The 26,411-nt window shown below is 46.1% G+C and carries 21 protein-coding genes; 12 read left to right on the forward strand and 9 right to left on the reverse strand.

Annotated elements, in window-relative coordinates; all coding sequences use genetic code 11:
• Positions 1-161 precede the first annotated feature (161 nt).
• The 3 genes from RID53_RS33720 to RID53_RS33730 form a co-directional block, all read right to left on the reverse strand.
• Positions 162-2,741, reverse strand: coding sequence for a single-stranded-DNA-specific exonuclease RecJ (locus tag RID53_RS33720; protein ID WP_446392244.1), 2,580 nt, complete (start codon positions 2,739-2,741; stop codon positions 162-164).
• A gap of 503 nt (positions 2,742-3,244) precedes the next feature.
• Entirely contained in the window at positions 3,245-6,232 is a 2,988-nt protein-coding gene (locus RID53_RS33725) for a Calx-beta domain-containing protein (RefSeq protein WP_446392245.1), read from the reverse strand.
• Positions 6,171-6,383: a hypothetical protein gene (locus RID53_RS33730; RefSeq protein WP_446392246.1), complete on the reverse strand. Its 213-nt coding sequence runs from the start codon at positions 6,381-6,383 to the stop codon at positions 6,171-6,173. Before RID53_RS33730 ends, RID53_RS33725 begins: the two co-directional genes overlap by 62 nt.
• A 351-nt stretch (positions 6,384-6,734) precedes the next feature.
• On the opposite strand from RID53_RS33730, the gene RID53_RS33735 reads away from it, so the two are divergent.
• Positions 6,735-8,492 carry a peroxidase family protein gene (locus tag RID53_RS33735; protein ID WP_446392247.1) on the forward strand — a complete coding sequence of 586 codons (1,758 nt, stop codon included), beginning with the start codon at positions 6,735-6,737 and terminating at the stop codon, positions 8,490-8,492.
• Positions 8,493-9,100: 608 nt separating this feature from the next.
• On the opposite strand, the gene RID53_RS33740 is transcribed toward RID53_RS33735, so the two are convergent.
• On the reverse strand, positions 9,101-9,376 hold the full coding sequence (locus tag RID53_RS33740) for a TRADD-N-associated membrane domain-containing protein (protein ID WP_446392248.1): 276 nt from the start codon (positions 9,374-9,376) through the stop codon (positions 9,101-9,103).
• A gap of 162 nt (positions 9,377-9,538) precedes the next feature.
• Between RID53_RS33740 and RID53_RS33745 the strand changes: the two genes are divergently transcribed.
• The gene (locus RID53_RS33745; RefSeq protein ID WP_446392249.1) at positions 9,539-10,750 is read left to right on the forward strand and encodes a pentapeptide repeat-containing protein; all 1,212 of its coding nucleotides are present in this window, start codon (positions 9,539-9,541) and stop codon (positions 10,748-10,750) included.
• Between the two features lie 37 nt (positions 10,751-10,787).
• A complete protein-coding gene (locus RID53_RS33750) occupies positions 10,788-11,603 on the forward strand; it encodes an SDR family oxidoreductase (protein WP_446392250.1) in 816 nt (271 codons plus the stop codon).
• Between the two features lie 96 nt (positions 11,604-11,699).
• Here the strand turns inward: RID53_RS33750 and RID53_RS33755 are convergent, their stop codons facing one another.
• Positions 11,700-11,867 carry a hypothetical protein gene (locus RID53_RS33755; protein WP_446392251.1) on the reverse strand — a complete coding sequence of 56 codons (168 nt, stop codon included), beginning with the start codon at positions 11,865-11,867 and terminating at the stop codon, positions 11,700-11,702.
• Positions 11,868-11,972: 105 nt separating this feature from the next.
• Positions 11,973-12,212, reverse strand: a complete 240-nt coding sequence (locus RID53_RS33760) for a helix-turn-helix transcriptional regulator (RefSeq protein ID WP_446392252.1) — start codon at positions 12,210-12,212, stop codon at positions 11,973-11,975.
• 320 nt (positions 12,213-12,532) lie between these two features.
• On the opposite strand from RID53_RS33760, the gene RID53_RS33765 reads away from it, so the two are divergent.
• Positions 12,533-12,994, forward strand: a complete 462-nt coding sequence (locus tag RID53_RS33765) for a hypothetical protein (RefSeq protein ID WP_446392253.1) — start codon at positions 12,533-12,535, stop codon at positions 12,992-12,994.
• 96 nt (positions 12,995-13,090) lie between these two features.
• Here the strand turns inward: RID53_RS33765 and RID53_RS33770 are convergent, their stop codons facing one another.
• The gene (locus RID53_RS33770) at positions 13,091-14,014 is read right to left on the reverse strand and encodes a Sll0314/Alr1548 family TPR repeat-containing protein (protein WP_446392254.1); all 924 of its coding nucleotides are present in this window, start codon (positions 14,012-14,014) and stop codon (positions 13,091-13,093) included.
• A 129-nt stretch (positions 14,015-14,143) separates the two neighbouring features.
• On the opposite strand from RID53_RS33770, the gene RID53_RS33775 reads away from it, so the two are divergent.
• The 4 genes from RID53_RS33775 to rpiA all read left to right on the forward strand — a co-directional run bounded on the left by RID53_RS33775 (position 14,144) and on the right by rpiA (position 17,446).
• Positions 14,144-14,812 (forward strand): ABC transporter ATP-binding protein, encoded by a 669-nt coding sequence (locus RID53_RS33775; RefSeq protein WP_446392255.1) that lies wholly within the window; start codon positions 14,144-14,146, stop codon positions 14,810-14,812.
• Between the two features lie 56 nt (positions 14,813-14,868).
• Entirely contained in the window at positions 14,869-15,558 is a 690-nt protein-coding gene (gene rsmG, locus RID53_RS33780) for a 16S rRNA (guanine(527)-N(7))-methyltransferase RsmG (RefSeq protein ID WP_446392256.1), read from the forward strand.
• Between the two features lie 451 nt (positions 15,559-16,009).
• Entirely contained in the window at positions 16,010-16,453 is a 444-nt protein-coding gene (locus RID53_RS33785) for an RNA recognition motif domain-containing protein (RefSeq protein WP_446392257.1), read from the forward strand.
• Positions 16,454-16,735: 282 nt separating this feature from the next.
• A complete protein-coding gene (gene rpiA / locus RID53_RS33790) occupies positions 16,736-17,446 on the forward strand; it encodes a ribose-5-phosphate isomerase RpiA (RefSeq protein WP_446392258.1) in 711 nt (236 codons plus the stop codon).
• Positions 17,447-17,819: 373 nt separating this feature from the next.
• On the opposite strand, the gene glgX is transcribed toward rpiA, so the two are convergent.
• On the reverse strand, positions 17,820-19,943 hold the full coding sequence (gene glgX / locus RID53_RS33795; RefSeq protein WP_446392259.1) for a glycogen debranching protein GlgX: 2,124 nt from the start codon (positions 19,941-19,943) through the stop codon (positions 17,820-17,822).
• Positions 19,944-20,286: 343 nt separating this feature from the next.
• Between glgX and RID53_RS33800 the strand changes: the two genes are divergently transcribed.
• Together RID53_RS33800 and RID53_RS33805 are read left to right on the forward strand one after the other, a co-directional pair.
• Complete coding sequence (locus RID53_RS33800; RefSeq protein ID WP_446392260.1) at positions 20,287-21,093, forward strand: pantothenate kinase; 807 nt, start codon at positions 20,287-20,289, stop codon at positions 21,091-21,093.
• A gap of 255 nt (positions 21,094-21,348) precedes the next feature.
• Positions 21,349-21,531 (forward strand): hypothetical protein, encoded by a 183-nt coding sequence (locus tag RID53_RS33805; RefSeq protein ID WP_446392261.1) that lies wholly within the window; start codon positions 21,349-21,351, stop codon positions 21,529-21,531.
• A gap of 125 nt (positions 21,532-21,656) precedes the next feature.
• Here RID53_RS33805 and RID53_RS33810 read toward each other — a convergent pair whose 3' ends face one another.
• The gene (locus RID53_RS33810) at positions 21,657-22,256 is read right to left on the reverse strand and encodes a hypothetical protein (RefSeq protein ID WP_446392262.1); all 600 of its coding nucleotides are present in this window, start codon (positions 22,254-22,256) and stop codon (positions 21,657-21,659) included.
• 273 nt (positions 22,257-22,529) lie between these two features.
• On the opposite strand from RID53_RS33810, the gene RID53_RS33815 reads away from it, so the two are divergent.
• Together RID53_RS33815 and RID53_RS33820 are read left to right on the forward strand one after the other, a co-directional pair.
• Positions 22,530-24,110, forward strand: coding sequence for a BON domain-containing protein (locus RID53_RS33815; RefSeq protein ID WP_446392263.1), 1,581 nt, complete (start codon positions 22,530-22,532; stop codon positions 24,108-24,110).
• Positions 24,111-24,670: 560 nt separating this feature from the next.
• Positions 24,671-26,398 (forward strand): diflavin flavoprotein, encoded by a 1,728-nt coding sequence (locus RID53_RS33820; protein WP_446392264.1) that lies wholly within the window; start codon positions 24,671-24,673, stop codon positions 26,396-26,398.
• Positions 26,399-26,411: the final 13 nt, after the last annotated feature.

A 26,411-nucleotide genomic window follows, 5' to 3' on the forward strand; every position in this document is an offset into this window, starting at 1 on the left:
CTGGCACTTGGGTTAAGGCTTCCAGGAGATTGACCTTCATAGCAAGCAAATGACTCGATTAAACTATGGCTGCAAGATTTAGTTTACGCTAAATTCTGGTCGTCCTAATTTTCTCTCATCACAATGAATTAGCCCTGCCCCGCTCCCCCTCACCACAGCACTTAGCAGCCCCTATTTGTTGATAGCGCTAACATTCCATGAATGGTGGACAAGGGAACCTGATAAAAATACTGACGCAAAAATTGTTCTTCTTCGACAGCCGATAAAAAGAGTTGAATGCTTTCCTTTGTGGTTGGATCGATCGCGTCTCCATCCCACTCCCCCATTGACCCACTGATTTGGATAGACCAGCCTTGGTGGGTTACCTGAAACCCTAACCCAGAAAGGGCGGTTAGTCCCCGATGTAAGGTGCGATCGCTTAAGTCTAACTTGTCTTGCAATTGCCCTAGGGTAGCGGATTTCCCAGTACGACTGAGGAATTTAGCTAGTCCAACTAATTTCTCCCACACCTGGCGGGAGGAGAGTTGAGGCGGTGGCGGATAGGCGATCGCTAATTTCCGTTCGCTTTGCATCGCCCGTCTAAACCAGAGTTGCAATTCATCCCAACTGGTGGGACATTCGCGAACGGTTAATGGATCACTGGGTTCAGGTGTGGGCGTTTCCTCTGGTTCGCCAACTAAGACGGGTGGAGTCAAAGGATTGGACATCGACAGCAGGTTCTCGCTATCCTCCTGCATTCCATCGCGCCAATCTACAATCCAATCCAGTTGACTGGGAAGATTAAATGAGGAAATCCTATCCCCCGATTGAACGGCGACTAAGCGCACTTCGGGACGTTTTTTGAAGTTATTATAGTCCAGTTCCACAATCGCATTACATCGACCTTTGGGAACTTCATCGCGATAATGTCCCCACCAGATACCGGGAAATCCCATACTTGTGGAATCATCCCAGATTTCTAATTCGGTTTTAATATATTGCACTTTTTTACCTTTCAAGTCCTGAGTATTACGATTCCAAACTGATTCAAACCAACAGTTTTCAATTAGCAATTTGGGAACCGGATTTCCCATGCCACAAGGTTCTAAGAGTTTAAGTTCCTGGAATAGCGGTTTGCCTAAAGCCGCAACCGTGACGACAATATCAGCGGTAACAACAGGGGCTAACAAGGCGTCTTGGGCGGCGACTTGTTGGCGTAACTTTTGATTAATCCCTTCGCTAAATAAGGGAATATTTTCTACAGGCAAACTTAAGCCAGCAGCAAAAGGATGTCCGCCAAATCGGTGTAATAGGTGTTCTTGGGATTGGACTAATTCATACAGGTCTATTCCATTCACTGAACGGGCAGACCCTCTGGCGATCGGCGAAGTGGTGAGTTTTGACCCTTCGCCATCCTCGTAGGGAACCTGGTTTTGAGGGTGTAGGGGCGGGTTTAGGGAATTTCGTTGCCCTATTGGTGATAACCTTTGTTCAAAACCCGCCCTAACGGAGTGTTGAGTGAACTCTTCTTTCTCCTTTGTCTCCTCTGCACCTTCGTCGCCCCAATTTTCACCTGTACTTAATAAAACCGTCGGGCGTCCATATTCTTGGGCAATTTGACCCGCAACTAAGCCTAAAACGCCTGCTGACCATTGGGGATCATCTAGAACAATAACACAGGTGGTTGAAAGGTCAAGTTGTGCCAGTTTTCGTTTAACCTGTTCCGTAATATCTTTCTGTAAGGATTTGCGGCGACTATTAGCTAATTCGGTTTCTAGGGCTAAGGTTTGAGTATAGGCTTCATCGCGACGGGTTAATAATTCCACACAAAAAGACGCATCCCCCTGAATCCGACTGACTGCATTAATTCTTGGACCTAAGCCAAAGGAAATATCCGTAGGGCGATCGCCACTGCGCTGACAGAGTTCTAAAAGTTTAGCTACACCGGGGCGGGTGCGGGTTTTCAATTGTTGCTGTAGCGTTTGAATTCCCCGTTGGGCTAAATAGCGACAATCACCACTCAGTTGGACTAAATCAGCAATTAAACCAATTGCTACTAAATCTAATAAGTCCTCTAACGGTTGTTGAGGACTATCCGGTAATGTTTGATAAAGTGCCTCGACTAATTTATACGCTACCGCCACACCAGAGAGATGAAACAGGGGATGGGTTTCGACAAAATAGCGAGGATTAATAATCGAAACAACGTTCGGTCGCTCCTCTGGTAAAGTATGATGATCGGTAATAATGATGTCTATTCCTAACTGATCAGCATAGTCAATTTCGCTGAGATTGGTGCTGCCTGTATCGCAGGTGACAATCAGTTGAGTTCCCGATTCTGCTAGTTGGTCAATTCCCGAACAATTCAACCCGTGAGATTCGGTGAGACGATTGGGAATATAATAGGTGAGGTATTGATTCTGCGGCAAAAACTGCCCCAATCCGTCCCATAAAACGCTGGTTGCGGTAATTCCATCGGCGTCAAAGTCTCCCCAAATTGCTACTTTTTCCCCCTTATCCCGCGCTTGTTGCAATCGCTGTACCGCCCGTTTCATTTCCTGACCAAATTCAAAGGGACTCGCGGGTTGATATAAGTCGGGATTAATAAATCCAGCTAATTGATTTAACTCCCGAATTCCGCGTTGCCATAGTAATTGGGCGGCGTAATATCCTTCTGATGCGGGGGTGTAGGATTTAACCGCATCCAGGAACCATTGGGGAACATCTGGAGAGGGTTGAACGTGCCATTGGGGTTGAGGCATAAGTCGGCGGGGAGGAGAGTTAGGGGAGACAGTTGACGGTTCGACGGCGTGAGTTGAAACAACGCCCCTATGAAAATCTTAGCCTGTTTTATGCGGGAAATAAGCGGTCACGCCTTTAAATTGGGTACAGTAAGTAGGTGGACACAATTAATGGGAACGGTGAAGAACTCGCTGTCGCGAGTATAACAAATGACGATCTTCACTGTTAACTGTTATTTTCTCTACCTACTTAAGGTGATTAAATCTAAATCCGTCAGGTATCCAGGGATTATCCCGATTAATTTATTGACTTGAGGTTAATTAAAATGGCATCGACTTAAGCTGAGTTCAGAGTCAGCAGTTTAGGGCTAGAAGCGAAGACAGCACGTATAGCAATAGGACACATCATTTATGTAGAGACGCGCCATGGCGCGTCTCTACAATGGTGCTTAAGGGGATACCGCTTACATGAATAAGGGCGCACTGATGTGCGCCCCTACGTGTTTATGGCAGTTTAGGATTAATTAAACGAAACTAAAGGTGGAACTCTCTAAACTTAGAGAAGAAACATTCTGAACAATCCCGATTAATTCATCGGACGTTCCCAAATCCCGGTAGATTCCGGTTCCTTCCGGTAAACTACCAGACGTTGCCATTAACTGATAGTCAGCCGCACTTCCAGCCAGTTGAATCATATCTTGACTGACATCAAAGTCCATAATCAAGGCGTAATCATCCACCCCATTGTCGGCGTATAATGCCCCGGTTCCATCTCCTAAGATAAAGGTATCGACATTGGCAGTTCCGGTCAGAGTATCTACCTCTCCGACACTGGGATCAGTCCCAGTAATCTCGTCCGTTGCACTCTGTTCGTACACTTGAATATTACGGAACTGACTCGCTGCATTGGGATTTTTCACATCATGGTCATTTCCTAATACCAAGTAATTCATTTGACCTGTGAAGAAATCGCCAACCCGGATTTGATAGGATTGCCACTCACCAGCAGTATCGCTGTAATTATTGAAGCCTTTGATGCCCCAGGATTGAGTACCGTCTTCATTGCCATCCCAGGTAAAGTCAACCAAGGCGTTTTTATCTTGGTTCCCCGCGTAGGAGATTAAGGCGTAACTATTGGTTACTTCATCGGTGGTGATGTTTAATTCCGTGGGGAAATCATCTTTAACAATTGTTGCCACACCTTGACTATTATCTAAGATAGCGTTGTTGGGATTACTCAGATTCAAGGCAAAGGTTTCATCATCCTCAAATGCTGTATCGCCAATGACGTCAACATTTATCGTTTGACTGGTTTGACCAGGGGCAAAGGTTAGCGTACCATTGATAGCTGTATAATCACGCTTCACCGTGGCGCTATTATCGGCAGTGGTATAGTCTACGGTAACGGTTTCGTGAAAGGCTTGGGAAAGGTTAACTGTAAATTCAGCATTGGTGATGCCACTGTCACCTTCTGTGAGGCTGATATTCTCTATGGAGAGACTCGGCAAGTCATTATTTTCAATCGTAACCGTTCCTTGATTATCCGCGATCGCACCATTAATCGCGTTACTGAGATTCAGAACCAAGCTTTCATCAGTTTCTATCTTGGTATCGCCGGAAATCTCTACATTGACGGTTTTCGTGGTTTCACCGGGGTCAAAGGTTAGGATACCGTTTGTGGCGATATAGTCTTCACCTGCGATCGCACTTTCATCTGAGGTATGGTAGTCTACACTAACCACCTCACTATAGGCATCGGACAGGTTAACGGTAAAGTTAGCGTATTGGCTACCATTATCTCCCTCAGTCAGGGTGACATCATCCACCGTAATTTCTGGTGGTACAACTAAGCGATTGCGAAAATCAACCTTAGCTTGGGTTTCACCAGGATTGAGGGTAACGGTATGGGTTCCAGGAATTTCCGTGTAATCGCCAACGCCAATCTTAATGTTATATCCACCTGTGCTATAGCCGGAACCACTATTTGCCACAAACGGATCATACCAATTGCCAGAACTACTCACCCCGATATAATAAGTACCGGATTCAAGGGCGGTAAAGTCGAGATAAGGATCAAATCCTGATTCCACTTCCCCAGGTGCAGATTCGTTGTCACTCCAGGCGATGTCATATCCCCTAGCATCAAACAGGTACAATTGGGCGTCAAGTTGAGAACCTACCTGCCAAGCATCAATATCAACGGTAACTCGTTCTCCGGCTTCCAGGTTAACTTTATAGAAATCAACATCAGATTCCGCCATCGTCGGGTTGTCGGGATAGCCATTATCGCCAATGATGGCGGTATCGGTAAAGACACCAGGAGTCGTGGAACTTAACCCAGTTGCGATCGCGTTAAAAATGGTATCGTTAGATTCATCGGGTCCTCGATTATCGTCAATGTCGATCGTTACCTGGTATGCCCCAGTCTTACCCCAACCATTGCCACTATTTGGCACAACGGGGTCATACGTCAAATTATCCGCGCCACTAATTCCCACATAATAGGTATCACTGTGGAATGCTTCAAACTCGATATAAGGTTCCCATACCGACTCACCTGGCGCTAAATCAGTGATACTGAACGCCACTTCCTCGCCAGTGGAATTAAATAGCCGTAATGCTGTATCTAACCGGGAGTCAAATACCTCATCGATGTCAATCGTAACCCGTTGTCCTTGGTTAAGCTGGAAGGCAATCACATCCACATCCGACTCTGGATGATTCGGATTATCGCCAATGATGCCAATATCGGTAAACGTACCGGGATTTGTACCCGTCAAACCACTCTGTAGCGCCTGGGCGATCGTATCATTGGATTCATAACTGAGATCCCTTTGACTCACGCCAACGTCATCTCCACCTAGGGCAGAGATATCATAAGGTAAGCTAATTGTCCGCTGGAATACCCCATTTTGATCCAAAACATCAATGGTTTGATCTCCCATGAAGGAGTCAACATAGATTTCGTTGTTAACAACAGCGACTCCGCCTAAAAGATTTGTTGTCCCGGTAAAAAAGGTATCGCTAATTACGCCAGTGTTTGGATCAATGGCAAATATCGTATCCTGGTCATTAGTAACCAGCAACTGATTCGGATTCGTCATCGCCCCCAGTCCACCAACCCTGTCGATACCGGAATTAATCACATCGATATTGAGAATGTTGGTAACTGTATCGCTGTTGGGGTCAAATTCGATAATATCCTTACGCTGGTAGTCTAAGAGATAGACCTTACCACCCAACGCCGCTAACCCATCAATCGCATCCATTCCCCCCGGAATTACATCGGAATCAATCACTGTTCCGGTATCCGGATTTAGTTCCCACAAGGAATCGAAACCATTGGTAAAGAATAGGCTATTACCATCGTAGGCTAAACCATCCGATCCTTCACTCACCCAATCTGGCGCAGCGAAACGGTTGATTTCTGCACCCGTTAACGGATTTAACTCAACAATGTGATCTGACCCATCCATGGGTGTAGCAAATAACCGTATAATTGCCGTCTTCATCGGTTAGCGTTGAACGTTCGCCGACATCGAATTTACCATTGTGATTGTCATCCAGGTAAACTGTCCCACCTGCGATTTCCGGTTCAAAACTATCCTGGAATCCATTACCATTCAGGTTATGCCAAAGCTTGCCATTAATCTCAGAGTTCATGGGTATTGATGCTGGGTAAAACGAATACTGCTGGGACTAAGACGTTTAAATCTCAGCGAATGTGAATTTTATTTACTTAAGTTTAATTCTGTAAATTATAAGATTATGTGAAATTACCTCTGTTTTTTATGAAGATTTGGTAAAGTTTTGAGGACATTAAAGTTTTTTTGCTACGGACAGGTAAACCTATTTTTTTTTGTAAATAAATATAACAATCTCTCGCTTTTTGCATAAAATTGGTGGGTTAATCGAGAGTAATAAGTAGAACTGAATTTTGCAAATTGATACCTTCAGGTACTTTCAGAGCCAGATTTTTCAGTTCGTTCATAACTATCAAGGTGTACTTCAACCATGATGACTGCTCACAAAATTCGTCAAACGCTTCTCACTCTAACCAGTTTTGCTACGTTAGGATTTGCTGTATCCCTACCCGCCCAAGCCATAGAATTTAGGTCGATTGATGGGTCAAACAACAACCTGGATAATCCGACTTGGGGTGAAGCCGAAATTGAACTGATTCGACTCCTCGAACCCGATTACAGTGACGGAATTTCCGCGCCTGCGGGGATGAATCGCCCCAACCCTCGCGCCATCAGCAACGCGATCGCCTCTCAATCCGAATCACTTCCCAATCCCTTTAACGCAAGCGATTGGCTATGGCAATGGGGACAATTCGTAGATCATGACCTCGACTTGACTGATCCGCCTGCGGGTGCAGAATTTTTACCCATCCCCGTTCCTAGTAATGATCCGATATTTCCACCTGGATCAATTATCCCCTTCCGCAGAAATGCACCCGCCCCAGGAACAGGTACAGATACCAATAATCCTCGCCAACAAGTTAACGCGATTACCGCTTATATTGATGGGTCAAGTGTCTATGGTTCAGACTTAGAACGGGCGAATTTTTTACGATCTGGAGAAGGTGGAAAACTGAAAACCAGTGCTGGGAATCTGTTACCATTTAATACCGCAAATTTGCATAATGCCAATCCCTTTCATGTCAGCCCTGAGGAACTATTTATTGCTGGGGATGTGCGGGCAAATGAACAGATTGCTTTAACGGCGGTTCACACGCTTTTTGTCCGGGAACACAATCGATTAGCCGAGGAAATTGCCGCTGATCCAACAACGTCTCAAAAAGCCGCTGATGCGGGACTTTCTGTAGACGACTATATCTATCAAACCACCCGCCGGATTGTCGGTGCCCAAATTCAGGCAATTACCTACAATGAGTTTCTGCCTTTACTCTTAGGTGAAGCGGCAATTGATCCCTATAGCGGCTACGATGAAACGGTAAATCCTAGCATCAGCAACGAATTTTCCACTGCCGCCTATCGAGTCGGTCATACAATGTTATCTCCAGAACTGCAACGGATCAATAATGATGGCACATCGGCGGGAAGTATTTCATTGAGAGACAGCTTTTTTAAACCTCAAGAAATTACCGAGAATGGGATTGATTCCTTACTATTAGGATTAGCCTCTCAGAAAGCCCAAACCATCGATGCATTTTTAGTCGATGATGTTCGCAATTCCCTCTTCCCTGCTGGGAACGGCGGACTGGATTTAGCTGCTGTAAATATTCAACGGGGACGCGACCACGGACTTCCCGGTTATAATGAAGCGCGTCAGGCGTTAGGATTAGGCGAATATACCAGTTTCGATCAAATTACATCCGACGCCGAAATTGCCCAGCGCTTCCGAGATATTTACGGCACAACCGATGGTCAGGATAACATTGATTTAGTTGATTTGTGGATTGGGGGAATTGCTGAAGACGCCTATAATGGCGGAATGGTTGGCGAATTGTTCAATGTTATTATCTCCGATCAATTCCAGCGTTTACAGGATGGCGATCGCTTCTTTTATCTAGCCGATCAGGATCTCCTAAGTTTAGTCCCGGATATTGGCGATACAACCCTTTCGGATATTATTGTTCGCAATACGGATATTACCACGATTCAGGATAATGCCTTCATTGTCGCCAAAGATGTACCAGAACCTTCTGCACTATTCGGATTGTTTTTAATTGGGGTGTTTGGCGGTAGTTTGGGGCAATTGCGTCAGCGCAAATCTGCCAACCCAGGACATTCCCAATCCATCTAGCGGTTCATGCTGTAGGGGTGCACGCTCCGTCCCGGTTCCCTCCCCTTGGTAAGGGGAGGGTTAGAGTGGGGTAGAGTCAAGGTATTGCTTGGGTTTTCCACTTAAGTTGACACCAATGACGCTCCGTGCGCCCTGATCAAGGTATCGCCTCAGACTGTAAAGGCTTTAGCCTGAGATTTTGTTGGGTAACAGGCGTCAAACCAACCTACGACCTATCTATCCAGTAATTTGAATTATTTATTGCCAGTCAATTGTAGGGGCGGGTTTAGGGAATCAATTCTGCTATTCCCCAATCAATGAACAACAAAACCCGCCCGGGTCGCTTATGTTACAGTTTTTCAGTGCTGCTAACATCTTAAGATGAAAACATTAACCAATAAAACCTTTATTAAGCTGTCACGCATTTAAATTGGGAATGGGTAGCGAGCAAGATGCTCGCACTACTGTTCCCTGTCGGTTCTGGCGGTTCGGGAGCAAAAAAATAAGTGTCGGACTTAAGCACACAGGTCATTTAGGGTAGGGGCACGATATTATCGTGCCCCTACAAGTGGCTTGAAGAGTTTCCCAACACCCGACACCCGACACCCTACCCCCTATTTACTTTTTAGCTATCTTACCCGCCCATTAAGCTTATCGAGTCTATCATTGGCATCTTTTGACAGCTTGAGACAATAGCCAGTCGATGCTAGACCCCCAGTCGCGGTGATGGTTCCCTCATTCGCTTTGCCCAGAAGGACAAGACCAACTCCCGCAAAACTGATTAGAATGCAAGTTGTAGTTGTCATAAGAGCCAGGTTAAAACTCTGACGGGCTTGACGTAATCGTTCTTGGGCAATAATCAGTTCGATGGTGGAGTCAGAGTTAGGGGTTAGGTTGTCATTCATCGGTTTCGTTGTGCCTAAACTTCATAGTTCTAATATGGCTCTAAATCCTTGAAACCCAGACTACACAATGATTTAATTGCCAATCACTTGTGATTTCTCTATGATTGTTCTATGCCCTAGTTGTGATGGAGTAAGCGATCGCTTCTTGAGTTTCCCCAGATTATGACAGATAATAGCCGCTCCAAAAAGAGGAAGATAACTATTCGCGCATCTCCACAAGGGGTAGAGAAGGCAGAGAAAGCCTTGATCCGTCTAGGCTTTGAAACAAAAACAAATTTTTCTAAATCCCGATTTTTATCACGAAGTACAGTTACAAAATTTTTTAATTTTCAACCTATTCAGGTTGATACCTTTAAGAAAATCTGTAAAGAATTGAAATTGAATTGGCGAGAAACGGCAGAAATTACAGAAGATAAAACACCTGAGCGTCTAGAGAAGTCTGATTGCAGTCGTTCGGAGTTGAATGAGGGGAGTGAGGGGGATGAATCGATGCAAAGGCTTAGGCGTCAAGTAACCGTTCTAGACAAAGACAGTCAAGAAACTAAGGTAGTTATTACCTTAGAAGGAAATATAAATTCAGCCCCTAATCTTAAACTTCTAGAATCAGCTCTCAAAACCTATTCGGGACATACTATTAAAATACTTGACATTCAAGCAGGTAGTATCAAATTAATCGTCGAGGGTTCTCAAGAGGATATCGAAAAACTTTTATTGAATTTTCAATCAGGAGAAATCAAGGAGTTAAACGGTTTTCCGGTTGAGGATATTCAAGTTTTGAGTGAAAGCGCGGAGGATGATGAAAACGATAAGTGGCGTTTAGTAGAAGATATTGTCAGGCGAGAGGTTAAGAATCGCAACTTGAGTGGAGCTGACTTAAGCGATGCCAACCTGAGTGGTACAGACCTGAGTGATGCCAACCTGAGCGGTGCAGACCTGAGTGGCGCAGACCTGAGTGATGCCAACCTGAGCGGTGCCAACCTGAGTCGTGCTGACCTGATTTCTGCCAATCTGATTTTTGCTGACCTGAGTGGTGTTGACCTGATTTCTGCCAACCTGAGTGGCGCCAACCTGTGGCGTGCCAACCTGAGTCGTGCCAACCTCATCAGCGCCGACTTGAGGGGAGCTGACTTAGGCGATGCTGACCTAAGCGATGCCAACCTGAGTGGTGTCAACCTGAGTAGTGCCAACCTGAGTGGTGCCAACCTGGGTGGTGCTAACCTGATTTTTGCTAACCTGAGAGATGCCGATGTGAATGAGGCTCGGTTTAAAGAAAATCCAGGGCTTACTGAAGAACTGAAATTTGACTTGAAACAACGCGGAGCTATCTTTGAGGATTCTCCAGGCGATCGCTCTGGGGTTTTGAGCCGTCGCTGACTTAAGAGTTTTTCAGTAACTTTAGCATTTTGAGTTAATGACATTAACCAATAAAACCTTTATTATTACCGGAGCCTCGGCTGGAATTGGACAAGCATTAGCGATTAAACTCGCCAAACAAGGAAGCAATGTAGTCCTAGCCGCACGAAATCAGGCGGCGCTGATGAAAACGGCTGATGATTGCTTAAAAGCCGGGGGTCAAGCGATCGCGGTTCCGACGGATGTCACGAACCCAGAAGCCTGTCAAAACCTGATCGAACAGGCGGTGAGTCGATTTGGTGCGATCACGGGATTGGTGAATAATGCCGGAATCTCCATGTATGCACCGTTTGAGATGGTGACGGATTTGTCGTTATTTGAGCAGATTATGCGGGTGAACTATTTGGGTGCAGTGTATTGTACCCACTATGCTTTACCGTATTTAAAAGCTTCTAAAGGGTTATTAGTCGCCATTTCCTCCCTCTGTGGCAAACATGGAGTTCCTACCCGCAGTGGTTATGTTGCCAGTAAACACGCGATGCAAGGCTTTTTTGATACCCTACGGATTGAGTTACGGGAGACGGGGGTAGATGTGTTGGTAGTTTCACCGGGATTTGTGGCGACAACAATTCGCGATCGCGCTTTGGGTGCAGAAGGTATCCCGATCCAAGCAAACCGACAACATCAGCCACCGCAAGCCATGTCCGTTGAAGACTGTGTGAATCAGATTCTTCAGGCGATGGTACAGCGTCGGCGAGAATTAGTTATGACTCCCAAAGGGCGTTTAGGATTATGGTTAAAATTAATTGCACCAGCCTGGGTTGATTGGATGACAGCTAAAGCTATTCAACCACAGCGTCAGGCGAGTAAGTAGTGGACTGACACAGCTAAAATTGTGGGATAGGTTGTAGGTTGGGTTTCCTATCGTCAACCCAACCTACAACTATTTAACGGGTGCAAGATGTAAGTTTTAACAGATTTTCCTTGAACAAACGGCGGTAATATTCTCTTGGGCTTGACCCTTACCAATAAAACGCATGACTTCAGGATCACCGTAAATGGCAAAGGCTTGGCAAGCGTCCTGTTGGGGTTCATAAGTGCGGACGATGAGACGTTCGGTTTGAAAAAGAATAGTCATTGAGTGGACTCATCACGAAATTACCACTGTCTATGGCGAAGATAGCACCGACGACAAACAGTGCGATCGCTGCCTTGGGTGCAAATCATGGAAAGCGCGGTGATGCTAATTCTCCTCTAACGGCGATTCTGGTGGACCGAAGTCATCGGGAAGTTCTTCTGGTGTCACCTTCAACACAGCCAGCAGGGTTTTAAATTGGGAAACGGTTAGCCTCGGCACAGCCCTGCCTCTTTCCCAATTTGCCACAGTGTCTTGGGTCACACCCAATACATCTGCAAGTTCTTGCTGGGTAAGGTTTTGAAGCATTCTGAGCTTTTTGAGGGGCGACAAAGGCTTTTTCGCCATTTTTACTGAATTAATTTAGCTAAATAGCTTGATACTTTTACTGAATTGGTTTAGACTATTGCTATCGACCCTAAACCGCTTTAGGGAGATAAGCACCAAAAAAGGTACGTGACTGCAACAAAAAGTGCTGTACGCCTAGTACGCGAATCACGTTCTAGGCAATCACTGTCTTGTCCATTAATAGATTACCTATAAGCCAATCAAAAGTAACAGACACTTTACGAGTCACGCAAGATATTGCTGTCTTGACAAAGAAGCAACTGCGTGTTCTGAGTGCAGTCACTAGGGTTCATCTATCAATTAATAAACGAGGAAACTCCATGAAACATTCTGACTGGCTACGCCTTCAAATTGAAGGTGAGAAACTGTGTGCCTTGCTGCGACAACACAATTATCAATGTCTGAAGCAACCCCGCCGCTTATCCTGGAAAATCCACAAAGACGGCTACTCCCACCTCCTGACTTGGCTACCCGCACCTGTGGGCGACTGGGGTTTACTCCCCAACGACACCACCCCAGCACGTAGTATCCTTTGGCATCTCATCCACAGCATCCTCAATATTATCCGAGGTAGAGAACTGACAAATCAACCCATTCCCTCATCTGTGGACTTGACCCGCCCTTGGGCAATTGTTCGCCTTCTCCCCAACGCTCAACGCTACACAATCGCTAGATTCTACAACCGCCAAGATGCCCAAGATTATTTGAGAGTTCTCAACCGCTTCATTCCCAACGCAGAATTTGAACTTTTGTTTGATGTTTCCCCAAAAAGGAGAATCTGAAAGTAAGGACACGACATGTCGTGTCCCTACAGATGGTGGTTCAACTAAAGGATTGCTGGCATCCCACATCACAACGTTGAATGCAACAGCGATCAATTAATTACCTTCTCTGGCGCGATTTCGTTCGGCTCGACAATCCCGATCAATATTATCAACTTCTTCTTGGGCTTTACATTGCTCGTAGACAATTTGACCCGTCGAATAATTAGGAAGTTGCGCCCGTTTTTCTAATGCTTTTTTAAAGTAGTCTAGTGCAGCTTCCGGCTTATCTTGATGCACTAAAATTTGGGCTTTCAGATATAAGACTTCTGGATTATCCGGCGTCATTGCCAAAGCGCGTTCGACATAATCCATCGCCTGATCATATTTTTTCAAATCGCGATAAGCTACAGCAATCCCTCGATACGCCAGATACTTGGGATAACCATGAGTTTCTAACTTTTCAATCGCATCAGCCGGATCAGCAAAGGGGACATTAACCGCTAACATCAAATCCATGTGACCGATGAGTAAGTTCAACTCTGGATCTTCACCATCAATAGCTTTGGCGGCGTCTAAATATTGAAAGACTTTCTGTAATTTACTCAGCGCTCTAACTGGACCTTCTTTCTCAAAGTTATAGGTTCCTTCTAAAAAGTGACCGACCGCCGTGTAAAGATTGCCGCGTAGTGGATCAGACGTAATCAGTTGTTCAGCCGTGGTTCGGGTTTTTGTGGCGTAAGTATTCAGGGTTTCTAACTCTCGCTCAGTGTAAGCGATCGCGGCTAGCATGGCATAGATTAACGGATCAGTTCCTTCACTGGCTTCAGCTTGCTGAAGGTAGTCCTTAGCGGTTTTATAATCTCCTTGTTTAAAAATCGATTCAAATGCGGCTTCTGTCTTATCGCCAATATTGCGAGGATTACTGGGACGAAACGGATCGCCAGCTAAACTCGGAGTCACCCAAAAACTGACAACCATAATCGCTGCGCCAGCTAAAGCATTTACAGTTCGTCGGGGGGTTGGCAACCAATGATTCATCGTCTTCACTACCACTAATGTCTGTTAACGTTCGACGTTGGCGGGAATTGCAGGTTCCAGTCCGCAATCCCAAGACAATCGATGTCAGAATGAAGAAGATCCGACCATCTTTTTGCACAACGGATTTGGATGCTTTATCTCAAAAATATAACCTATCACCCCCCCGCTACTCCCACCGCTATCTTAAAAGGTCTGACTTTAACCCTAGCACCGCAACAACTCGGACTGATTATAGGTCGCAGTGGGTCGGGTAAAACGACCTTATTGGAGATTCTGGCAGGTTTAGCCCAAGCCACATCGGGTGATATATTCTGGGGTGAACAAGGATTAACGCCTGATCACTTGCAACAACTCGCCGGATTGGTGTTTCAGTTTCCTGAACGGCACTTTTGTGGGAGTACGGTGCTAGAGGAATTGCGGATGGGACACCCGGAATTGGGTGCAGAACGGGTTCAGGAAGCCTTAACTGAAGTGGGACTGGGTGATATTTCGCTGTATACCTCTCCTCATGCGCTCAGTGGCGGTCAACAACGCCGTTTAGCCTTAGCGGTTCAGTTGATTCGCCAACCGACGGTATTGATGTTAGACGAACCCACGGCGGGACTGGATTGGTCAATGCGCCGCCAGTTAGCGAATTTGCTCCTAAAACTCAAGTCTCATTGGACATTACTGGTGGTGACTCACGATGCAGGGGAGTTATTGCAAATTGCTGACTCCTGTTGGACAATCCAACAGGGTGAACTGAACGCGGTTGACCCGACGAGTCTGGGACAAAAAGCGGTGGTTACGAGTCATTAGTCATTCGTCTTTTGTCATTAGTCATTCGTCCTTCGTCCTTCGTGGACATGATATTAATGAACGATAAACAATTGCTTCCGGAAATGGTTGAGGTTTGGCAGGAAACCTTAGACTGGCAACCGACTGAGAGTCAGCAACGGCAATTTCAGCGCCTGTATGCTGGAATTTTGGCAGGGAATCGCCAGTTGAATTTAACCCGCATCACCCAACCGGAGGATTTTTGGGAGAAGCATTTATGGGATTCACTGCGAGGTGTGGCTTCCCTGTTGTCAGAGGCGGAGAAACCGCTCAATATTATTGATATTGGTACAGGTGCAGGATTTCCCGGATTGCCTGTCGCGATCGCGCTTCCCTCAAGTTCGGTGACGTTACTCGATTCAACGCGCAAAAAAATTACCTTTCTCGATTCCCTGATTCCCCAGTTAGTTATCCCTAATGCTACAACTGTACTGGGTCGGGCGGAAAAAGTTGGACAACACCGCCAGCATCACCAACACTATGACATCGCCCTGGTTCGGGCTGTGGGTTCGGCATCCGCTTGTGCGGACTATGTGTTACCCTTCCTGAAGCCGGGAGGGTTAGGGATTTTATATCGAGGACATTGGAGTGAAGATCAAACCGATGAGTTGAAGGGGAAGGTTGAATCATTAGGGAGCGCGATCGCATCGGTTGAATCCTTTACCACACCCCTATCCCATAGCATCCGCCACTGTTTATACTTACGAGTTCCAATACGGCTCGGATAAGTCCTCATTTAATTTCTTCTCTCCCAGCTTCCAGACGCGCCATGGCACGTCTCTACATTGCTTCCCCAGCTTCACCGCATTGACAAGCGGCTAAATCATTCACATCTGGTAAACAACCCCAATCTTTCTGATATACTAGCTTGCCTGCGGCAACTCGTGTTAGGTTAACAATAGTGTAAATATTCTGTAATAATTAGAGTTACGAGCCAAAGCATTAGCTTCAAACCTGATATGACGACCCGGAGTTCACAAAAGGGTCGTAGTTAAACCGTGTAAATGGTCAAAAGAGTTTGATTTTACTACATCAGTCTGTGCTGTTGAGGTTGGTCAGGATCAGTGGAAAATTATCTGGACGTAGAAATCGTTCATTCGTTTCCTCTATCCTGTTTCAATCCAATTGCTGGTGTATGCTCATGGATTTAAATTTCAATCACATCTGGAGGTATCCTTCATGTCCGTTCGTCTTTATGTTGGCAACCTGCCAAAAGAACCCGTTGATCGCGATGAACTGCAAGCGGTTTTTGCCGAAGCCAGTCCATCGGTTTCCACCAAAGTGATTAAAGATCGCAAAACGGGGAAATGTCGCGGATTTGGTTTTGTCACCGTTCCCAATGATGAGTTGGCTGAGCAAATTATTGAGAAATTCAACGGTCACGTCTTTAAAGACAGCGCCTTGAAAATTGAAAAAGCCCAGCCCAAGTCAAAAAGTTCCAATGACGATGAATCTCGCCCATCTGGAGGTGGTGGCGGTACCTCCGGGCGTCGAGGGGGTGGCAAAAAATCCAAACGGAATACTCCATCACCCGATTCGGGTTCAGTTCAACCTGACCCCCGATGGGCAGATGATTTGGCAAAACTCAAGGAACTTTTATCGGCACAACCGAATAATTCTTAGAGTTGGTTTAATTCAAAAGCCCAACCAACTGAACTCGTCTAGCGACAAAAGCGACGTTAGACAACCCGCGCTAACCGTAGGACACGGTAAACGCAGTATTTTCTGCTGCCAATTTGCCGTGTCCGTCTTTGTTGCCAAATTTCAGGCAATGGCGATCGCTAAAGACCGACCGACAATGATACCCTTACTTCTGGGGTGACATCCTGAAATCTGGGCATCGTTAACCTAACGATGACATAAGCCCCATCCCCAGTAATTCATAACCAAGAAGGACATTTTAGTATGAGTGCAGAAACTGACCCGGTTAAGGTGATGAAGCAAGAAGTCGGTAAAGCAGCGGCTGAACGGGTGCAATCCGGGACAATTGTTGGCTTAGGTACAGGCTCAACCACGGCGTATGCGATTCAGTATATCGGCGATCGCATCAAAAAAGGTGATCTGAAAGATATCAAGGGGATTCCCACTTCATTTCAGGCAGAGGTGTTAGCTAAAGACCATGGTATTCCCTTAACTAGCTTAGATGCCGTGGATCATATTGACGTTGCCATTGATGGCGCTGATGAAGTTGATCCGCAAAAGAATTTGATTAAAGGCGGTGGTGCGGCGCATACTCGTGAGAAAGTGGTGGATTCTCTCGCTGATCAATTTATTGTGGTGGTTGATAGTGGTAAGCTGGTTGATCGTTTGGGTTCTACGTTTAAACTGCCTGTAGAAGTTATTCCCATGGCGTATGCCCCAGTGATGCGGGCGATCGAGAAATTGGGAGGCAAACCGGAATTACGGATGGGGGTCAAGAAAGCGGGTCCCGTGGTAACCGATCAGGGCAATATGGTGATTGATGTTACCTTTGATTCTATGGATAACCCAGGTGAATTAGAAAAGACGATTAATAATATTCCTGGTGTTTTAGAGAATGGTTTATTTGTTGGTGTGGCTAATGTGGTGCTAGTCGGTGAAGTGAAAGATGGTAAACCGCTAGTACGCGAGATGTAGTCGGTTATCCATCTAGTTTTATTGTAGGGTGGGCAAGACGATAAATAATGAAATGCTGATGTTACCGTTCGTTGCTCTTGCCCACCGAGCGAGTAACTGCAATTTAGTAGTATGGTTAAGTTGGGCGCACGTTGGCAAAGGGCGCACGTCAGTAAGATGGTGCGTTACGCTGCGCTAACGCACCCTACAATTTTATTAATTTGCATTCGATTCTTTTTGTTGTAACGCTTGCTTAGAAGACAGGGCGACCCGAGTAAATTGAATGGATAAAGTTATTCATTGGTGCAAGCGGGTCGCCCCTACACAATGATGGTATTATTTGTGTTTATAAGCACGGGTAGAGACGCGCCATGGCGCGTCTCTACAGCCAACCTTATCGTCGTCGCAACACCATCACCGATCGCGCAGTAACTGGAATCGGCTTATCCTCGGTATAGATGATTTCTTCCTCGACAAAGCGAGGCTTGTCGGTGTCAATCACCACCACCCATTCTCTGGCTTGCAATCCTGGAGGGAGCGTAAATTCAATCATCTCATAGTGAGCATTGAAGCAGATGAAGAAACTCTCATCCATGACTCGTTCCCCCTCCTCTCCTGGCGTGGCAATTTCTTCACCATTTAAGAAAATACCGATCGCCTTGGTATACCCCGCCATCCATTGATCCTCGGTCATGTCGCCACCGTCGGGGTTAAACCAACCAATGTCCTTAACGCTAGAACCATGAATCGCTCGACCGAGAAACCACTTGCGTCGTCGGAATGTCGGATGCTGGCGGCGGAAATAGATCAGTTGACGGGTGAAGTCTAAGAGTGCCGCATTTTCCTCCGGTAAATCCCAATCAAACCAAGAGATTTTACTATCCTGACAGTAGGCATTATTATTCCCCCCTTGCGATCGCCCAATTTCATCGCCGCCTAGTAACATGGGGACACCTTGGGATAACATCAGCGTGACCAAAAAGTTGCGCCGTTGTCTATTCCTTAACTGGAGAATCTCTGAATCATCGGTTTCGCCTTCCGCCCCACAATTCCAGGAACGGTTATGGCTTTCCCCATCCTGATTTTCTTCCCCATTTGCCTCGTTATGTTTTTCGTTATAACTTACCAGGTCGTTCAGGGTAAATCCATCATGGGCGGTAATGAAATTAATGCTAGCACTCGGTCGTCGTCCATTGGACTCATACAAGTCAGAACTTCCCGTGAACCGATAGGCAAATTCGGCTAAACTGCTATCTTCACCACGCCAAAAATCGCGCACGGTATCCCGATATTTCCCATTCCATTCAGACCATAGCAAAGGGAATTTACCCACTTGATAGCCCCCCATGCCCACATCCCAGGGTTCAGCAATCAGCTTCACATTCGAGAGGACTGGGTCTTGGTGAATAATATCAAAGAATGCCGCCAGACTGTCCACCTCATAGAGTTCTCGCGCCAACGCCGAGGCTAAGTCAAAGCGGAAGCCATCCACATGCATCTGTAGCACCCAATAGCGCAGGCTATCCATAATTAGCTTTAGGACTTGGGGATGACGCACGTTCAGGGAATTTCCACACCCAGTAAAATCCATGTAGTAGCGAGGATCATCTTCCATGGTGCGGTAGTATGCCACATTGTCAATGCCGCGCAGGGAAAGCGTCGGACCCAGATGATTGCCTTCGCCAGTATGATTGTAGACGACATCCAGAATCACCTCAATCCCCGCTTTATGCAGCGCCTTGACCATTTCCTTAAACTCACGCACCTGTTGCCCTTGAGTACCACTGGCGCTGTAGTTGGCATGGGGCGCGAGATAGGCGATGGAATCATACCCCCAGTAATTCTTTAACTCTTTATCCACCAAATGTCCCGGTTGGGACAAAAAGTGATGCACGGGGAGCAATTCTACTGCCGTAATCCCCAAGGTCTGAAGATAGGCGATCGCGGCAGGATGGGCAAGTCCCGCATAAGTTCCCCGTAGCGGTTCGGGGATGTCTGGGTTTAGCTTCGTGAAGCCCCTAACATGGGTTTCGTAAATAATCGTTTCGTGAGCCTGTCGTTGCAGCAGTTCGTCCTCTTCCCAGTCAAAAGACTCATCGACAACCACGGCTTTGGGTATCAGATGAGCATCATCACGTTCAGACAAGACCAAGTCTTTTTCTGGATCATCCCACGGATAACCAAAGATTTCCTCCCCGTAGCCAATCTCGCCATCCAATGCCTTAGCATAAGGGTCAATCAGCAGTTTATTGGGATTGAAGCGATGACCCTCCTCCGGTGCAACCGGACCATGGACGCGGAAACCGTACCGTTGTCCCGGACCGATACCCGGTAAATAACCATGCCAGACGAAGTTGCTGACTTCCGTCAACTCGAAGCGTGTCTCCTCATCCTGATCATCGAATAAACAAAGCTCGACAGCCGTTGCGTTCTCACTGAACAAGGCAAAATTTGTGCCTTTACCATCCCAGGTTGCTCCTAAAGGGTAACTTTTACCGGGCCAAACGGGTACGTACATGCATGAACCTCCTTACTCCATCACTATAAAATACTCAAGCTAAAGGCAACCTTTCTCCTAAGCCGTAAGATGGATCTAATTACTTATCGCATTTGCGCCTGATCAGGATCAACCTATAATTTTGCAGATTATTCCCTTCCCTAACAATAGATGCAGTTGATTAGTAATGGGTAGATCAGCCAATCAATTGTTTTGGGGAGTGGTAGGGTTAACGACTGCTTTGAGACATCAAACATCTAACAGAATGGGTCTGCGCTGATGGATGAAACGTTGATTACACCCAATGGTATACCTTTAAACTGTTCAATCACTAATCCTTAATGTCTAAGCAATTCTAACGAACATGAATCTCCCCGACCACTATGTCGCATTGATGATTGGTAACTCTCGGCTGCACTGGGCTTGGTTTGCGGGAGATACGCTCCAAGAGGCTTGGGATACCCAGCATTTCCCAGCCGCAGAGGTGGAATCAATCATTCAACACTGGACATCTGGTCTTTTACCTACCACCATCTTCGGTGAACCATTCGTTTGTGAGTATTCTTCCAATCCATACCTACCCCTTTATATCGCTTCAGTCATTCCTGAGCAAACTCTATTGTGGCAAACTTATCCAGTTGCCCACGTTATTACTCTAGAGGATGTACCTCTGTTAGGCGTCTATCCCACCTTGGGTATTGATCGCGCCCTCGCTGTGTTAGGGGCGGGAGAAACCTATAATTATCCGGTGCTGGTGATTGATGCGGGTACAGCACTAACCGTTACGGGTGTTGATGATCGTCGCCATCTTGTCGGCGGCGCTATTTTACCGGGACTCAAATTACAACTTGAATCCTTAGCCCACAACACAGCCGCTTTACCGTCTATCTCACTGAAGCGCCAATTACCCAATCGTTGGGCGATAGATACCTTGACCGCGATTGAAAGTGGCGTTATTTATACTCTATTAGCAGGAATTCGAGAGTTTATTGCCGATTGGTTGCATCGCTTCCCTAGCAGCCTAATTGCTTTCACGGGTGGGGACGCTGACTTATTACTCTACTATATACATAGTCGTTATCCTAGATTTTATCCTTATCTTGTTGCCGATCGCCACTTAATTTTTTGGGGAATTAAATTTGTGGCTATAACCCAGAATATTTCAGGTTAAGATGTATAGCCGAAACGATAGATATTTATTTAGGGAAGACTAGATCGAGCGCCAAGACAACCACAAAATTCTCTATTGATAACATAGTGTTTAAGTTTTGTTTATCAAAAAATAATTTAATTAAGTTTTGTTGAAAAAATCTTTATCATTTTTTAGCGATAACTTCACAAAAAAAACACAGGTAATACACTGAATTTCTTAGTAAGTCTGGAATACTGGAAATAGGCAATGGTCAACAGTTAAGAGAATAAAAAAATGTCCTTTTCTTACCAACTCCAGCTACTTGATCTAAAAGATATGGAAGAAAATCTTGAAGAACTCCTTTCTAGATGTCGTCAAATCCGACAGGGTTCAGGCGATGACCAAGACACCGAGGTACGACATCAAACCGCTTCTGCTGACCAAGAGTCAGACTCAGACGATACATACTGGAGTTGAGCATTCGGGAGCGCGATCGCATTAGCTAGATTAATTGGCAAGCCTTTGAGGAGTGACCCAAATGCTTGCCTCTAAATTATGCAAATTTTGCACGTTCTGTCAAGTTATTTTACTGAACCGACACTCTAGCTGCCGTAGAGAGTAATCATTTCATCCGGTTCCACCACAACCACTCGGTCAGCCGTAACATTACCCGCAACACCACCAGCGACAGCGCCGCCAATGATTTCTTCAATGTCCGCATCGCCGAAAACTTCACCTAATATCGCCCCACCAGCAGCACCGATACCCGCATCTTCTGCAATTGATCCGGCGGAGGTGTCCCGTGGGTCTTTTTGGTCTTCTATCACCTCTGAAGTAGCATCCAGGTTGTAGGTGCGACCATTCATTCTCACGCCTGTCGCCACATAGCGTAATCCTCCACTCGCTGGTTCATAGCGACCCAAAATAGTTGCACCAGCCGGAATATACATCCCATCGACAGTGGTGCCACGGGCAACTTCCAGATTGTACGAATAAGTCCTGTCATTATTCAAATGAAGCGTCTGGCTTTGAGCGCTCGTTGCTGGAATAGCAGCCGTCTGAGCGACTACCATCTGGTTTTGAGCCTGTGCTACCTCAGATACCAGCAACGGTGTACCGAAAAGTAAAGCAGAACCAGCCGCTAGTGCAGAAATTCCTCGTGTCAGGGAGTTTTTTGAAGCTTGCGAATTTTGATAGAACATAGCGTATAGACCTTTATTAAACGACTCATCTAATTCTATGTTCGCTCTGTTCCGGAGTTTTCTACATCCCTTGATAGTTAGAAAAATCAGAAATCTTTTCTCTTATTAAAGTAGTATTTCACCTGCTACCCAACCTTATTGGCTGGGGTTAAATCAGTTGAAGGATTGCATTTGCCTGTTTCCGAGTGACAAATTTTACTTACGACAGAGGTGAGTTAGTTCTAGATTAGATAGCCTTGACCATGAGGTGTATGGAAGGCAAGCTTATCCACCATGAATTATTTTAAACTGAAAGAAAATGGCGTACTCCAAACATTTTCCTCAGGATTGCTAGCTGCCGTCACGTTAACAGCGCTCACAGCCTGCGCGACCGATCAGATTGAGAGTCGCCCACTCACGACAACAGACTCTCCCACGGCTGTCGCTGTAGCAGACGAACAGTTAGCCGATAGCGAGATTACAGAAACAATTAAGGGTGAATTTTTAGTGGCGCGAGGCGTTCCCTCTGACGCTATTGAAGTGGAAACTAACGAAGGGATTGTTACTTTATCCGGTTCAGTCAATAATATCCTCGCCAAAGACCGCGCCCAACGGATTACTGAAATGATTAAAGGTGTGAGATCTATCGTCAATACTATCAATGTCGCACCATCAGGGCAATCTGATATAGAAATTTCTGGGGATATTTCCGCCGCCCTTGCTGCTGACCCCGCAACGGAAAGTTGGGAAATCAATTCTACGGTCAATAATGGTATAGTCACCCTAACCGGTAGCGTTGATTCCTGGCAAGAGAAACAACTGGTGGCAAAGGTTGTCAAAGGGGTGAGAGGAGTCACTGGACTGGAAAATAATATCTCAGTAAATCCAGATGTTGTCCGTCCCGATAATGAAATTCGCGAAGAAGTTGAGGACGCGCTGCAATGGGATGCACGAGTGGATGATGGACTGATTGAGGTTAGCGTTAATGATGGTATTGTTACCCTCGGTGGTTCAGTCGGTAGTCTCCATGAAAAATCCCTCGCCACTGCAGACGCTTATGTGACGGGTGTGAGTTCCGTGGTGAATGATCCGTTAACGGTTGAGTGGTGGGCGCGTGATCAAATGATCCGCAAGCAGATGTATGCGGATGCAACTGACGAGGAAATTCAGGATGCGGTTAAGGATGCGTTACTGTATGACCCCCGTGTGGCTAGCTTTAATGTGAATGTGGCTGTAGATAATGGCGAGGTTATGCTCACGGGTAACGTTGATAATCTAAAAGCTAAGAACGCGGCGGCACAAGATGCGAGTAATACGCTGGGTGTCTGGAACGTAGAAAACCAGATTAATGTACAACCTGTTGACGAAGTAAGCCAGAGTGATATCACTACCAATGTGAAGAATGCACTTGAGCGTGATCCTTATGTGGAAGCGAGTGAAGTTGATGTGGCGGTGAGTGATAGCATGGTTACTCTCACGGGTGTGGTTGATTCCTACTTTGAGAAGTGGCAAGCGGGTGATGCGGCTGTTCGGGTTAGAGGTGCGCTGGCGGTGGATAATAATCTCACCGTTGACTACGAACAATTAACTTATGAGACTTCTTTCTACGATTGGGACCCGACAGTCTATGACTATGATTATGCGATCGCGTCCAAAACTGATGCCGAAATCGCTGAAGATATAGGAGATGAGTTGTATTGGTCTCCTTTCGTTGACCGCGACGAGGTGACGGTGGCGGTGGATAATGGAGTTGCCACGTTAACGGGTAATGTGGATACCTGGAATGAACGCAATCAAGCCACGGAAGAAGCCTACGAAGGCGGCGCGATGAGTGTGATTAATCAGCTTGATGTTGATTATGATATTCAGTCCTAATCGGCAGATTGGCGAAAATTAAGAAAAAACCTCTCACCGGATGAGAAGCTAGCTGAAGTGTTGAGCCATCCTGCTTTTAGCCCATTTCTTCTTGTCACAGATAAGGTCAAAGATAGGGGTTGTTTCTGGGGGACCAGCCCCCCATACCCCCCGCGCAACGCTTCGCTTGAATATATCTCATCGGGTGGTCTTCATCTGTCAATAAGGCTTCATCTTTGGAGATGCTAATGTCGCTCAAAGCCTTATTTAAAAAGTTTTAGACGGCTTGTCACTCCTTCAGAAAAAACCCTCAACGCGAAGGAGAAATAGGCGTTGAGGGGAGTCATCAGGGTGCATCTACCTTTCCCTCCTTCTCTATATGCCTGACTGTATCCGGAAAAACGCGAAATCCAGGGGGGAGAGAAGGCAGAAGGCAGCAGGAAATAATGATTGTTTAGAGGGACTGGATATTAAATCCTGAATCATTTTCATAAGCTATTTAAATCTAAAACATCCAATTAATATGTAAAGATAATTAAAAAGCAGAGTAAATGAAGTTTATATAAGAAAGGAGACAACCGATGGTCGCAGTAGCAGAGGGAATTCAGCGTCGGTTGACGATGCAAACCGTCGAAATTGCCCCGGATACCACAGCAATCCGATCGCTGGATTGGGATCGCGATCGCTTTGATATAGAATTTGGGTTACAGAATGGTACGACGTATAACTCGTTCCTGATTCAGAGTGAAAAAACGGCGTTGGTGGATACGTCCCATGAAAAGTTTCGCCAACTCTACCTCGATACATTGACGGGATTAATTGACCCAGCCAGATTAGATTATTTGGTGGTTAGCCACACGGAACCGGATCATAGTGGCTTAGTTAAAGATATTTTGGCGCTTGCCCCCAATATTACGGTGGTGGGTTCAAAAGTGGCGATCCAATTCCTGGAAAATTGGGTGAATCAGCCGTTTCAATCGCAAATCGTCAAAAATGGCGATCGCGTTGATTTAGGAAATGGGCATATCCTAGAAGCCGTCATTGCGCCCAATCTCCATTGGCCCGATACGATATTCACCTATGATACCAAAACCCAGGTTCTATTTACCTGTGATGCTTTTGGGATGCACTACTGTGATGATTACACCTTCGATGAAGACATAGACCTGATCGAAAATGACTTTAAATATTACTATGACTGTTTAATGGGTCCCAATGCCCGTTCGGTGCTATCCGCCCTGAAACGGATGGACAAGTTACCCGAAATTAGCACCATTGCCACAGGTCATGGTCCCTTACTCTATCACAACCTAAGTGAACTCACCGGACGGTATCGGCGCTGGAGTGAGGAACAGGCAAAAGCTGACACGACGGTTGCTGTATTTTACTTATCGGATTACGGATATAGCGATCGCCTCTCCCAAGCGATTGCCCATGGGATTACTAAAACTGGTGTAGCGGTGGATATGATGGACTTGCGATCGGCTGATCCGCAAGAGATTAAGGAATTGATGAGTATTGCGTCTGGGGTGGTGATGGGTACACCGCCAACAACGGGAGAGGTAGCTTCTGTCGCCCAAACTGCGATGGGTACAATTTTAGGGGCGACGAATCCGAAGCAATCCTTTGGTGTGTTTGAATCGGGGGCGGGTGAGAGTGAATCGGCGTATCTATTGGTGAATAAGTTTCGGGATTTAGGACTAACGCCAGGATTTGCGCCAATTTTAGTTAAGGATACGCCTGATGAACAGGTTTATCAGTTATGTGAAGAAGCGGGGACTGATTTAGGACAATGGTTGTCACGCGATCGCACGATTAAGCAAACGAAGTCCCTGGATAGTGATTTGGATAAAGCCTTGGGGCGAATCAGCAGTGGGCTATATGTTATTACTGCCAAAAAGGGCAATATCAGCAGTGCGATGGTAGCGTCGTGGGTAGCGCAAGCCTCATTTAAACCCTTGGGTGTCTCGGTGGCGGTGGCAAAGGATCGGGCGATCGAGTCGTTTATGTATGTGGGCGATCGCTTTGTTCTCAATGTCTTGGAAGCCGGGAATTACCAAGGGCTAATGAAGCATTTCCTCAAGCGTTTCCCGCCCGGTGCCAACCGTTTTGAGGGGATTAAAACCTATTCTGCCAGCAATGGTTCTCCGATTTTAGCTGATGCTTTAGCCTATATGGAATGTGAAGTAAAAAGTCGCTTAGATTGTGGCGATCACTGGACAATTTATGCCACTGTTTCGGCGGGACGACTTTCTAAGACGGATGCGATGACGGCGGTACATCATCGTAAGGTGGGGAATCATTATTAGTCATTTGTCATTT

Source organism: Coleofasciculus sp. B1-GNL1-01 (genome assembly GCF_040220235.1).
Classification (GTDB): domain Bacteria; phylum Cyanobacteriota; class Cyanobacteriia; order Cyanobacteriales; family Coleofasciculaceae; genus Coleofasciculus.

Excerpts from the sequence above, each read along its gene's own strand:
- RID53_RS33740 (WP_446392248.1), bottom strand. The coding sequence starts at position 9,376 with ATGAATGACAACCTAACCCCTAACTCTGACTCCACCATCGAACTGATT.
- RID53_RS33815 (WP_446392263.1), top strand. The coding sequence starts at position 22,530 with ATGAATTATTTTAAACTGAAAGAAAATGGCGTACTCCAAACATTTTCC.
- RID53_RS33720 (WP_446392244.1), bottom strand. The coding sequence starts at position 2,741 with ATGCCTCAACCCCAATGGCACGTTCAACCCTCTCCAGATGTTCCCCAA.
- RID53_RS33745 (WP_446392249.1), top strand. The coding sequence starts at position 9,539 with ATGACAGATAATAGCCGCTCCAAAAAGAGGAAGATAACTATTCGCGCA.
- RID53_RS33725 (WP_446392245.1), bottom strand. The coding sequence starts at position 6,232 with ATGAAGACGGCAATTATACGGTTATTTGCTACACCCATGGATGGGTCA.
- RID53_RS33730 (WP_446392246.1), bottom strand. The coding sequence starts at position 6,383 with ATGAACTCTGAGATTAATGGCAAGCTTTGGCATAACCTGAATGGTAAT.
- RID53_RS33785 (WP_446392257.1), top strand. The coding sequence starts at position 16,010 with ATGTCCGTTCGTCTTTATGTTGGCAACCTGCCAAAAGAACCCGTTGAT.
- glgX (WP_446392259.1), bottom strand. The coding sequence starts at position 19,943 with ATGTACGTACCCGTTTGGCCCGGTAAAAGTTACCCTTTAGGAGCAACC.
- RID53_RS33750 (WP_446392250.1), top strand. The coding sequence starts at position 10,788 with ATGACATTAACCAATAAAACCTTTATTATTACCGGAGCCTCGGCTGGA.
- RID53_RS33800 (WP_446392260.1), top strand. The coding sequence starts at position 20,287 with ATGAATCTCCCCGACCACTATGTCGCATTGATGATTGGTAACTCTCGG.
- rpiA (WP_446392258.1), top strand. The coding sequence starts at position 16,736 with ATGAGTGCAGAAACTGACCCGGTTAAGGTGATGAAGCAAGAAGTCGGT.
- RID53_RS33735 (WP_446392247.1), top strand. The coding sequence starts at position 6,735 with ATGATGACTGCTCACAAAATTCGTCAAACGCTTCTCACTCTAACCAGT.
- rsmG (WP_446392256.1), top strand. The coding sequence starts at position 14,869 with ATGAACGATAAACAATTGCTTCCGGAAATGGTTGAGGTTTGGCAGGAA.
- RID53_RS33775 (WP_446392255.1), top strand. The coding sequence starts at position 14,144 with ATGCTTTATCTCAAAAATATAACCTATCACCCCCCCGCTACTCCCACC.
- RID53_RS33805 (WP_446392261.1), top strand. The coding sequence starts at position 21,349 with ATGTCCTTTTCTTACCAACTCCAGCTACTTGATCTAAAAGATATGGAA.
- RID53_RS33810 (WP_446392262.1), bottom strand. The coding sequence starts at position 22,256 with ATGTTCTATCAAAATTCGCAAGCTTCAAAAAACTCCCTGACACGAGGA.
- RID53_RS33770 (WP_446392254.1), bottom strand. The coding sequence starts at position 14,014 with ATGAATCATTGGTTGCCAACCCCCCGACGAACTGTAAATGCTTTAGCT.
- RID53_RS33760 (WP_446392252.1), bottom strand. The coding sequence starts at position 12,212 with ATGGCGAAAAAGCCTTTGTCGCCCCTCAAAAAGCTCAGAATGCTTCAA.
- RID53_RS33765 (WP_446392253.1), top strand. The coding sequence starts at position 12,533 with ATGAAACATTCTGACTGGCTACGCCTTCAAATTGAAGGTGAGAAACTG.
- RID53_RS33755 (WP_446392251.1), bottom strand. The coding sequence starts at position 11,867 with ATGACTATTCTTTTTCAAACCGAACGTCTCATCGTCCGCACTTATGAA.
- RID53_RS33820 (WP_446392264.1), top strand. The coding sequence starts at position 24,671 with ATGGTCGCAGTAGCAGAGGGAATTCAGCGTCGGTTGACGATGCAAACC.